Origin of the sequence: Amycolatopsis echigonensis (assembly GCF_002846615.1) — a bacterium.
Classification (GTDB): domain Bacteria; phylum Actinomycetota; class Actinomycetes; order Mycobacteriales; family Pseudonocardiaceae; genus Amycolatopsis; species Amycolatopsis echigonensis.
Window position 1 is genome coordinate 8,298,540 of sequence record NZ_PJMY01000003.1, and the last position, 11,303, is coordinate 8,309,842.

Below are 11,303 nucleotides of genomic sequence, written 5' to 3' on the forward strand. Positions count from 1 at the left end.
GCGAAGGAGAGGTGACCTGGTGCAGACGCAGAAGGACCACGTCGAGGCGTACTCGTTCCTGATCGGGCGGATGACCTCGGCACTGGTGCTCGGCGACGCGAGCCACCTCGACGTGCCCGCCCGGCGGGCCTGGGTCGGCCTGCTGGTCGGGCTCGTCCTCGGCCTGCTGATCGCGGTCGGGTTCTTCGTGTACGGGCTGATCGCGCACCACACCGGCGGGGCGGCGCCCGCCGTCGGACGCCGGGCCTGAGCGGAAGGAGGGCAGCCATGGAACTCTCGCTGATCCGGCGCGGCGACGGCGCTTTGGAGAAGAAGACCGTGGGCAACGCGCTGGTGGTGCACCTCGCGGAGGGCATGACCGTGCAGGCTCAGTCGCTCGCGCTCGGCGTCGCGGCCGATCCCGAGCACGACCTGGTGGTCGTCGACCTGCCGGTGGATTCGCCGATCTCGATGTGGGAATCGGTGGCCAAGGCGCTGCCGCGGCGCCGGCGCGGGGTGCGGCTGGTGATCGGCGGGCGCTCGCGCGAGACGACCGCGCTGGCCGGGCAGTGGCTGGCCGAGCGGATCAACCGCCCGGTGCTCGCGCCGGACGGTTCGGTGATCCCGAGCGCGGGCGGCGCGTTGTTCGTCCACGCCGGACGCGGCGGCGGCTGGGTCCGCTTCCGGCCGGGCCGCCCGCCGTCCTGGGAGGCGAAACGGTTCCCGCGCCCGGCTTGGGATTCCGGGATCGCCGCCGAGCTCACCCCGACGAGTTCGCGCGGCGTCGCGGAGCCGCTGCCGGGCGGGCTGTGGGTCCGTCCGGTCGGCTTCGACGCTCCCCAGCGCCACCACCGCAGGGCGCTGATCTCCCGGATGCCCGCGCAGCACGACACCATGACGATCGTGCTCGGCTGCCCCGGCTGCCCGCCGCTCGCGCTGGACGACGCGGCCCGGCTGTGGGTGCAGCTTCCGGAGAAGGTGCGGGCCAAGGCTCGGTTCGTGCACTACGGCCCGATGGCGGTGCCCGGCGAGGCCACGATCGGCCAGGCGCTGGCGGACCTGCTCGGCAAGCCGGTCGCGTTCTACGCGGGCGTGCCGGTCGGTTCGCCGCAGCTGCCGACTCTCCGGACGGTGTTGTACGACGGACAGCTCGGCTGGCGTCCGTTCACCACCGAACTCGGCTATGAACCGCGCTCGGCCGACGAAACGCCATTGCCGGAACTGCTTTCGCACCGCCCGCCGATCCACGGGCTCGACCAGGTAGCCCCCGCGGTCTACTGGTACTCGCCGGATGCGGTGGTCGAGGTCGTGCAGTCGGGCCTGCTGGTGCGTCCGCCGCAGGACGGTCCTTCGTCGGCCGCGGTCCGCGAGATCACTCTCGACGCCGCGGTGCACAACCTCACCTTTGACGCCGCTGACGAGGGGTCGGCGTCGCGGATGCGGTTGCTGGCGGAGGATCTGCTGGCGCGGCTGGACGAGCAGACGCGCCGGATGAGCCGGGTGCTGCCCGCTGCCGCGCTGCTGGCGGAACGTGCCCGGCCGCGGGTGGCGGCTCGGGCGTTGGACGCGATCGAGTCCGGGCATCCGGTGCCGGTCGTGGCCTCGCCTGTTCCGCCGGCGGCGTATCGGCCCGCGGCTCCGGCGGCGTTGGGCATCGCCGCGCCGACGGAGGTTCCGGGGGCGATCGCTGCTCCCAGCCCGGTCGCCACGCCTGCGAAGCCGGAACCTCCGGCCGCACCCGCTGAAGTTCCCGCCCCGGCCGACCTCCCCGGGGCAGCCGCCGCTCCCGCCGAAACCAGGGCGGCCGTTCCCCCGGCGAAGGTCTCCGCCGCGCCTCCCGCAGCGAAGCCGCTCACGCACCTCGCTCCGGCCGACGTCACCCCGGCCAAACCGGTCGAACCGCCGGTCGCCAAGCCCGCGATCCCGGCTCCGGAAAAGCTGCCGACGGTGTCCGGTCCTGCGGAGAAGCCGGAACCAGTGTCCACTTCGGACAAGCCGGAGCCCGCGCCGAAACCACCGGCAGAGCTGCGTTTCCAGGAAACCCCCGGTGCGGAATCGACCGCGCTGCTGCCCAAACGCGGCGTCGACAAGGAACGCCAGTGGCTGCGCAAATCGCTCGGCGCGGAATACGGCCTGATGTCGAACACCGTCGCGCGAATCCTGTCCGAGCACCCGGGATTCCAGGGCGTGCTGTCGACCTCGTCCTCGGCCGAGGTGCTGACCGACGCGGTGGCCGTGCAGCTTTACCTGTCCCCCAAGGGCTCGACCATCGACGCGGGACTGCGGCGGGGCGCGAACGGCCCGCACGTTCCGGTCGCCCGGTGCGTCGTGGCCGGGTTGAGCCGCCTGCCCTCGCACCGCGGTCCGGCGACGTTCGCCACCGAGCTGCCGCCGTCCGCGTGGCCGCTGCTGGACGGGCGGAAAGTGCTGACCGAATGGGGTTTCCTCAACGCGCTGACGCAACCGTCGTCCACTGTGGACGGCGACACCGACGTGCTGGTGTGGTCGATCACCGGACGGCGCACCAAATTGCTGGAACCGAGCGAGGGCGGCGTCGAGAACCGGGTGCTGTTCGTGCCGGGGACCAGTTTCAAGGTGCTGGAGACTCGCGAACCGGCCGCGGGCGCGCGCGGCGCGGTGCTGCTGCGCGAGCTGACCGCGAGCGAGATCGACGAGACCGGCCGGGTCGCGAACGACCGGGCGTCGCTCGACGAGCTGGCCATGAACTCGCTCCGGCAGACGGTGCAGACGTGGGCGGAAGCGGGCGAGGACCTGGTCCGGACCGTGATGGACGAGCAGGCCGCGGAGCGGTTCGGGGCGCTCCCGGGCCTGGCGTGAGCAGGGAGAGGCGGAGACGATGAACCGACAGCTGCTCGTGGTCGGCGGCGACCGGGCGGGCGCCTTCGGCACCATCGGCGCGGCGCTGGCGCAGGCGCAGCCGGGGGCGACGATCAGCGTGCACCCGGGCCGGTACGAGGAAAACCTCGTGGTGGACCGCATGGTGTCGCTGGTGGCCGAACAGGGCGCGGGCACCGTGGAAATCGTGGCGAACACCGGAAGCGTGCTCGTCGCGAACGCCGAGGCGGTGCAGCTCAGCGGGTTCGTCCTGACCGGTGCCGACGACCAGCTGGTCACTGTGGACGTCGTCCGCGGCGAGGCGGCGCTCGACAGCTGCCGGTTGTCCGGGACATCGTGGGCGACCCTGCTGGCCCGGCTGGAGGGTTCGCTCGCGCTGCGGGGCTGCACGGTGACCAGCACCGGCGGTGCCGGGGTCGTGATCGCCTCGCCGGTGCAATCGGCCATTGAGGACACTGAGATCGTCGATGCCGCGTCGTCCGGCGTTGTGGTGGCCGAGACCGGTTCGGTCGTGCTGCGCCGCTGCACGGTGCGGGGCGCTGCGGGCAACGGGGTGTGCGTCAACGGCGAAGCGGGCGCGATCGTCGAGCAGTGCGAGATCGTCGGCGCGCAGAAACCTGCGATGGTCGTGGAACAGCAGGGTCGCGCGACGATCACCGGGCTGACTGTGCGGGACAGCGCGAACGTCGACCTGTACGTGACCAGCAACGGCCGGGTTTCCGTGGCGTCGTCGCAGTTCCGTTCGGCGCCGATGCAGGCCGCGCACATCGCCGCGTCCGCCGAGCCGCTGCTGCGCGAGTGCGTGTTCGTCGGGGCGGGCGCGAACGCGGTGCAGGCCACCGGAACCGCCGCGCCGCAGTTCGTGGACTGCACCTTCGACGGCTCGCCGGTCACAATCCTGGTCGACGACCAGGCGCGACCGCGGTTCGAGCGCGCGACCGTGCGGGGTTCGACGCACACCGCGATGTCGGTCGGCGGGGAATCCTCCGTGACCGTCGGCGGGCTGCGGATGACGCCGGACAGCGGTGCCGGGATCGTCCTCTCCGGACAGTCCACCTTGGACCTCGCGGACGCCTCCATCGACACCGGCCGGGAAATCGGCGTGCAGGTCACCGAGGACGCCCGGTTGACCGCGACCGACCTCCGGGTTGATTCGACGGCGGACAAGGCAGTCTCATTTGCCGCCAGCGCGCCCTCGTCAGCGAAGTCGGTGCAGGTGCGCGGCGGAGGACTGCACGTTTCCGGAACGGCGGAAATCTCCCTGCAGGACTGCGAGATCATCGATTCCACAGTGGACGGAATCACAGTCGCCGCGGGCTCGGCGCTGACCGCTTCCCGCTGCCGGGTGCGCAATGCCCGAGGGAACGGCGTGTACGTCTCCGCTCAGGCGTCGTTCACCGAATGCGAAATCCTCGGTGCGGGCGAGGACGGCTTCCACGTGGAAACCACCGAGCCGGTCAGCGTTCGCGATTGCGTGGTCAACGACGTCTCGGGCGAACCCGTGAGCGGCGAGCACGCGGACGTGGCCAACCTGAGCACCGATTCCGCCCGGCCCGCCGCGCCGGTGCCCGCCGGCCCGCCGAGCGACTTCGCGACCCCCGAGCAGAGCGTGAGCGAGGCCGCCGGAGAGGTGCTCGAAGGCCCGCTGGGAGATTTGGAAGCGCTGGTCGGGCTGGCCGGGGTGAAGAAGGAAGTCACCAGCCTGATCAACCTGATCAAGATGTCGCAGATGCGCGAGCGGATGGGGCTGCCGATGCCGCCGATGTCGCGGCATCTGGTGTTCGCGGGCCCGCCCGGCACCGGCAAGACGACCGTCGCCCGGCTGTACGGCACGGTGCTCGCCGAACTCGGCATCCTGTCGAAGGGGCACATGATCGAGGTGGCCCGCCAGGACCTGGTCGGCCAGTACATCGGGTCCACCGCGATCAAGACGACCGAGGTCGTCGAGAAGGCGATCGGCGGGGTGCTGTTCATCGACGAGGCGTACACGCTGAGCGCGCCGACCGGCGGTTCCGGCCCGGACTTCGGGCAGGAAGCCATCGACGCGTTGATGAAGATCATGGAGGACCAGCGCGATTCGCTGGTGGTGATCGTCGCGGGCTATTCCGAGCAGATGGAGCAGTTCCTGCAGTCGAACCCCGGCCTCGCGTCGCGGTTCACCCGCACCATCGAATTCCCGAACTACAGCGTCGACGAACTGGTCACCATCACGACCGGCCTCACGCGCAAGCACTACTACGAAATGACCGACGACGCGCTGGCCGCGCTGCGCGAGTATTTCGAGCGGGTGCCGAAGAACTCGACGTTCGGCAACGGTCGTGTCGCGCGCAAGCTGTTCGAGGCGATGGTGAACAACCAGGCGTCGCGGCTCGCGCTGAATCCGCCGTCCAAAGACATCGAGCTGAACCGGCTCACCGCCGACGATCTTCAGGCCGAACTGGCGCAGTTGCCTTCCGCGGCGAAGTCGGCGGTTTCGGTCACCGCCGATCCGGCCGCCGCGGTCAAGACCAGCGCGGGATGGAAGCGCCTCAGCGGTTTGGTCGGCCAGAAATCGGTGCGGGAGAACGCCGAACGGCTGCTGCTCAAACTCGGCAAGCTCACCCACGAACGCCAACCACTCGGCCACCAGGCGAACCTGGTGATCAGCGGAAAACGCGGCACCGGGCGGTCGGAGTACGCGAAACTGTACGCACAAATCCTCTCCGAATTCGGCATGGCCCCGATGGGGCAGCTGGTTCACCGCAACCTCGCCGAAGAACTGTCGCCGCAATGGCCCGGCCAAGCCGAGCATCTGGTCCGAGCCGCGGTGGAGGACGCGTCCGGCGGCACCCTGGTGGTCGACCTGGACGGCGACTGGGACACCTCGCCCCACACGCCCGGCATCGAAGCCTTGGAAGCACTGTCCGAAATGATCGCCCGCCGACCCGCCGATCCGGTCGTGGTGTTCACCGGCGAAAGCGACCGCGTCGGCGAACTGCTCGCCCAGCTGCCCACCTTGCGCGACGCCTTCCCGTACGGCTGGCAACTCGGCGAGTACACAGTGGACGAACTCGCCGAGATCGCCGTACGGTTGCTGGTCCGGCGCGGCCACGAGGTTCCCGACGACGTCCGCGACGCGCTCGCCCACGAACTGTCCGCCGCGTCCGACCACACCGCGTACGCGGCGCACGAACTCGCCCGCACGCTGTCGGCCGCCGCCGCGTCCCGCACGCTCGCCGCCGCCGACCTGCGCGGCATCCGCCCGCCCGACACCGGCGCCATGGCCCTCGGGCCCGGCCTGGCCTCGGTCGGCTGACCCCGGGAGGAGACCGATGAGTTCGCACTACGAAAAGATGCTCGAGGACGCGATGGCGGCCTACCAGCACCAGCGCGACCATTTCGACCAAGCCCGCCAGGACGTCGAAACCGCCGCCAGCACGGTCACTTCCGCCCGTCGCGAGGTGACCGCGACCGTCGGCCGCACCGGTGAGCTGACCGAGCTTTCCTTCCCTACCAGCGCCTATAAACGCATGGCCCCCGCGGAGCTGGCCTCGGTGATCGTGCACACCGTCTCCGCCGCCCGGCAGAAATCCGTCGCCGCGGCCGCGGAAATGATGGCTCCCATGCTGCCGCCGGGGATTTCCGCGCAGGACCTGATGAGCGGAAAAGTGGATGTCAACGCTCTGTTCTCGGCGCGAGTGCCGGGATTCGACGAAGGGAACCTGCCGTGACAGACCAGTTTTTCGTCGACGCCGACGGGCTGGACGGCGGCCGCGACGGATTCGACGGCAAGAGCGCCGAACTGCGCACGCTCGCCCAGCGGGTGCAGAGCCTGGCGAACCCCAGCCGGATCAGGGACGCGGCCGGGAACGACAAGAACGGGAATCAATTCTCCGCGACGAACATCCAGTCGGCGGCCGAGATCTACAACGGCATCAACGCCTGGGCACTGGCGGTGGAAGCGACCCGCGACGCGATCGGCGACATGGCCACGTCGTTCCGCGAGGCCGACCAGGGCGCCTACGACGGGGCGAACTCCCTGTTCAAGAACTTCACCGACCTGCACGACAAGGTCCGCAAGGCCGACCCCGGCGGCTCCTCCGACGCACCTCCGACCGAGTACCAGCGCGGGGTGCGGATCCAGGGCAAGCTGCTGCGCAAAGAGCCGGAAGCCGAGGACGGCGGCGGCTGGGCTCCGGCCAAGCAGGTCCGGGCCCGGATCGCGGACCGCGTGCCGGCGGAGCCTGGCGAGCGCGTGCGGCATCTGACGGTCGGGCACCCCGCGGCGACCCCGCTGCAACCGACCGAGTCGAGAGTCTTCGTCCGGTCGGAAAAACCGGTTCACGCGGTCGAGGACAAGGAGGAGACGCCCGAGGGCGAAGTCACCGCTCGGACGCGGCCGAGGGAGGTGTGGCTGGCCAAGTCGGTCCCCGCCGAGCCGCCGATCCCCCCGGCAGAATCCTGACTTTCCGCGCCCGTTGAGGAGGTGAACCCGCGATGAGCCTCATGGTGGACCCCAGCCTGAACTGGGTGTTCTACATCATCGCGGGTGACGCCTGGCCGCAGGGCGACGAGGACAAAGCACGCGAACTGGCTGCCGAATGGGACCAGGTCGCGCAGGAGATTTCCGCCGCGGGCACCGGGTTCAGCCAACTGGCGGAACAAGTCGTCGCCAATGTAGGCGGCGACGTGGCGACCAATTTCGCCGACTACGCCAACAAACTCAGCACCATGGGGGCCGGTTTCTCCTACCGGGCCCAGCAGCAAGCCGCGGCTCTGCGCGAATACGCGTTGAATGTCGAGAACGCGAAATACGGCATCCTCATTTCCATCGCGGTCACCGCCGCGGACTTGATCTGGGCGATGACGAACCCGTTCACCGCCCCGTTGATCCCGGGAATCTGGGCAGCCGGGCGGACCGCGGTGATGCAAATCGAACGCTCGCTGATGTCGCGTTTGATGAGTTTGCTGTCGAGGGTCGCGCGAGAGGCCGCGCAGGAAGCCGCGGAAGAAGCGGCCGAGGAGATGCTGGCCGAGTTCATCCAGATCGCGCAGGGAAACCGGGACGGCTTCGACTGGAAACAGATCGGCCAGAACGCCGCACTGGGCGGGATCGGCGGAGCGTTCGCCGCCGGCGCGCACAGCGGTCTCGGCAAATGGGGCCACAACGTCTTCGGCGCGGCCGGAGTTGAAGCGGCGACCGAGGTGGTTGTCGGCCTGGCGGGCGCGGGCCTGTTCGGCGGAGACCTGGATAGCCTGGGCTGGGGCGCCCTCAACGGCGGCCTGACCGGCGCCGCCACCCACGGCGCCCACCACGCCGGAGAGAACCTGCACAACAAACTCACTGGCGGCGGTGACGGCGGAGGGCAGGGGAAGGGCCCGAACGACCCGGGCGGGGAGAGCGGGACCGGGAACATCAAGGTGGACCCGGTCAACGGGCCGAGTGCGCCTGGTGGCTCCGGTGATCCCGGAGGACCTGGAGATTCCTCCGACTCCGGTAGCCGCGGTGGCGTTGGTCCTGGCGGTTCGGACGGCTCCAGTGGGCCTGGTGGCGTGAGTCCCGGTGGTTCACACAGCACCAGCAGCCCCGGCTGTGTCGGTCCCGGCGGCTCCAACACCTCCAGCGGCACCGGCGGTGTCGGTCCCGGCGGTTCGCACAGCACCAGCAGCCCGGGCGGCGTCGCTCCCGGTGGTTCGCACAGCACCAGCGGCCCCAGCGGCGCTGGTCCCGGCGGCTCCAACACCTCCAACGGCTCTGGCAACAACGCCGCACACAGCGACAGCCAAAACAACTCCCACTCGGCGGGCAACAACCAGGCCCCGTCGAACAGCTCCGCCAGCAACGCGAGGGGCGGCAGCACCTCAAACTCCGCGAACAACTCCCACTCGACCGGCGATCACAATTCGGCCGCCGGACCGAACCCCACGAGCGGTCCCAACGCGACCAGCGGCACCGGGCATGCCGGAAGCACCAACTTGCCCAGCGGCTCGCAGCCAACCGGCAACGCCACTTCCCCAGGCCACAGCACCACGGACAACTCGACCTCATCGAGCAGCCCTAACCCGGAGGGCAACCACAACCCCACGGGCACCTCAACTTCCAACCCCGCGAACACCCCGAACACGACGAGCAACGCACCCACGAACGGCACGGAGGGGAACTCCGCTCAAAGCCCCCAGTCGCCCAGCAGCAACCCCACCAGGGACACCGCCACGTCCGGCAACAACCCCACCGGGGACACCGCCTCGCCCGGCGGCATGAACCACAGCACGACACCTCCTGGCACCAATCCCGGCGTCGAAAACCAGGGCGGTCGCACCACCGGCCCGTCGGGCGTCCAGAGCCTCAGCCCGAACAGCAACCCGAGCATCGTCCCCGGCACGACCGTCGGAAACCAGAACACGAACCCAGGCGCGAGCCCCCATCCGAATCCGGGAAGCAACACCGCCCCGGCTCCCGGTACCGGCGCCGACCCGTCCCTTGGTTCGACCTCCGCCTCGACCAACCATGGCGCGAACGGCACCGACCACCACGCCGCCCCGCCTCCGTCCACATCGGACTCAGTCAAGACAGGTTCCCCGACCCCGCCACCGGCCGCACCCGACCACGCCGGGCCTCGCGACGCGACCCCACCGCCGGCTCCGAACTCGGCCGCGACCGGAAACCCGCCCGCCAGCACGAACGGCCACACCTCGGGTGGCGGCCACCCCCTCTCGCCAACCGCGACCAGCGGCAGCAACTCGCCGACCCCGCAGCACGACACCGGCCTCCCCGGCTTCGGCGGTCCCCAGACCGCGGCCCCGCACTCCGCCACTGATCCGAGCCAGGCGAACGTCTCCTCCAACCCGACGACTCGCCCCGGGCTGGAGACCGCCCCCAACTCGCCTGACCGCACCAACCCGGCCCCCGCGACCAACGCTCCGTCAACCCCGGCGCATGGCTCGAACGGCACTCCTTCCCCGAACCCGTCGCCCAGCCCGAGCATCACCACTTCCCCAACCCCGTCGCCCAGCCCGAGCATCACCACTTCCCCAACCCCGTCGCCCAGCCCGAGCATCACCACTTCCCCAACCCCGTCGCCCGGCTTGAACGTCACCGCTTCCCCCACGCCGGCGCATGGCCCGAACATCACCACTTCCCCCAACCCGAACATCACTGGGGCAAACCCCTCCGCCGACTCCGTCCGTGCCCCGGGTTCGACCGCCACCACCACTGGCTCGGCCAACCCCAGCACCAGCCCGAACCCGAGCACAAAGCCGGACTCCCCGGCTTCCGCCGACCCGGCCACCACCCCGCAGCCCAAGCCGGTACCGCCGCCGACGTCAGCCAGCGTCAAAGGCATCGATTCGATCCCGAGCCCCGCCCCGAAGACGACCGTCAACGACCCGAACCACGTACCGGTCACCCCGGAACACGCCTCCCCCGGCCCGACGACCGGGAATCCGCACCACCCCACCGATCCGGTCACGAACACCGCTCCGAAGCCGGCCACAGACACCAAACCCAGCCAGAACCCGGCCAATCCGGATCCGGCCGCCAGCCCGGACTCGCACCCCGCCGCCAATCCGGACCCAGACACCGTTCCGGCCCGAACTGCCGACCCGAACCCGGCCGACAGTGAGGCTCCGAACCCCGCCACGGGACGCGACCCGAGCACGAACCCAGCCGACAGTCAGAGTCCGAAGCCGGGCCCGAACCCCGCTACGGGAACCGGCACCAGCCCGAACGCTGCTGGCAACCCCAGCCCGAACCGGGCTGCGCATCCGGTCGCGGATCCAGCCACGGATTCCACCTCGAAGCCGACCGCCAAGCCCGACTCAACGCCGAGTGCGCCCACCGACCCAGCCACGGCTGTCAATTCCGGGGTTGCCTCGTCGCCGACGCCGAGCTCCAAAACCTCCCCGAACCCGGCCATCAGCGCGAAGCCCGCCGCCGAGCTGACCCCGGGCAGCCCCGCCTCCACCTCACCCAAGAACGGCCCAGCCCCGTCCCCGGCGAAGCCGATCGGCACCACCCCTACCCCCGCCCCGCGCTCCCGCGACACCGCCGCCGAGGACCGCCACACCCCGGTCACCGCGCCAAAGAAGCCGACCACCGCGGCAAACCCGCCGCGCCACGACCTCCACACCCCGGTCGGTGCCCCCAAAAAGCCAAACCCCGCAACGAACCCCCACAGCAGCAACGTCCACACCCCCGCCGCCGCAACCAAAAAGCCAAACCCGACAGCGAACCCTCAGAGCGGCAACGTCCGCACCCCTGCGGACGCGCCCAACAAACCAAACCCGACAGAGAATCCCCGGAGCAGCAACCTCCACACCCCCGCAGCTCCCAAAAAGCCAAACCCGACAGCGAATCCCCAGAGCAGCAACCTCCACACCCCCGCGGCACCCAAAAAGCCAAACCCCGCACCAAACCCCCACCCCCACAACCTCCACACTCCCATCGCCGCACCCAAGAAACCGGCCATCGCCGGCCCCGGGCCGAATGT

At 70.4% G+C, this 11,303-nt stretch carries 8 protein-coding genes and 1 pseudogene; 6 read left to right on the forward strand and 3 right to left on the reverse strand.

Going from position 1 to position 11,303, the window contains the following annotated elements; genetic code table 11:
- Window positions 1-19: 19 nt before the first annotated feature.
- The 6 genes and pseudogenes from ATK30_RS44195 to ATK30_RS47845 form a co-directional block, all read left to right on the forward strand.
- Window positions 20-250, forward strand: coding sequence for a type VII secretion protein EccB (locus ATK30_RS44195; protein WP_101440591.1), 231 nt, complete (start codon window positions 20-22; stop codon window positions 248-250).
- Between the two features lie 17 nt (window positions 251-267).
- Complete coding sequence (locus ATK30_RS44200) at window positions 268-2,817, forward strand: hypothetical protein (RefSeq protein ID WP_208637588.1); 2,550 nt, start codon at window positions 268-270, stop codon at window positions 2,815-2,817.
- A gap of 19 nt (window positions 2,818-2,836) precedes the next feature.
- Complete coding sequence (locus ATK30_RS44205) at window positions 2,837-6,130, forward strand: right-handed parallel beta-helix repeat-containing protein (RefSeq protein ID WP_101440592.1); 3,294 nt, start codon at window positions 2,837-2,839, stop codon at window positions 6,128-6,130.
- A 16-nt stretch (window positions 6,131-6,146) separates the two neighbouring features.
- The gene (locus ATK30_RS44210; protein WP_101440593.1) at window positions 6,147-6,545 is read left to right on the forward strand and encodes a YbaB/EbfC family nucleoid-associated protein; all 399 of its coding nucleotides are present in this window, start codon (window positions 6,147-6,149) and stop codon (window positions 6,543-6,545) included.
- Complete coding sequence (locus tag ATK30_RS44215) at window positions 6,542-7,279, forward strand: hypothetical protein (RefSeq protein ID WP_101440594.1); 738 nt, start codon at window positions 6,542-6,544, stop codon at window positions 7,277-7,279. Before ATK30_RS44210 ends, ATK30_RS44215 begins: the two co-directional genes overlap by 4 nt.
- Window positions 7,280-7,320: 41 nt before the next feature.
- Window positions 7,321-7,638 (forward strand): annotated as a pseudogene (locus tag ATK30_RS47845) (WXG100-like domain-containing protein); the annotation flags it as partial.
- Window positions 7,639-8,711: 1,073 nt separating this feature from the next.
- Here ATK30_RS47845 and ATK30_RS44225 read toward each other — a convergent pair.
- The 3 genes from ATK30_RS44225 to ATK30_RS44235 all read right to left on the reverse strand — a co-directional run bounded on the left by ATK30_RS44225 (window position 8,712) and on the right by ATK30_RS44235 (window position 10,910).
- Window positions 8,712-8,966, reverse strand: a complete 255-nt coding sequence (locus tag ATK30_RS44225) for a hypothetical protein (RefSeq protein WP_101440596.1) — start codon at window positions 8,964-8,966, stop codon at window positions 8,712-8,714.
- Between the two features lie 15 nt (window positions 8,967-8,981).
- Complete coding sequence (locus ATK30_RS44230; RefSeq protein ID WP_143271494.1) at window positions 8,982-10,220, reverse strand: hypothetical protein; 1,239 nt, start codon at window positions 10,218-10,220, stop codon at window positions 8,982-8,984.
- A gap of 267 nt (window positions 10,221-10,487) precedes the next feature.
- Window positions 10,488-10,910, reverse strand: a complete 423-nt coding sequence (locus tag ATK30_RS44235) for a hypothetical protein (RefSeq protein WP_143271495.1) — start codon at window positions 10,908-10,910, stop codon at window positions 10,488-10,490.
- Window positions 10,911-11,303: the final 393 nt, after the last annotated feature.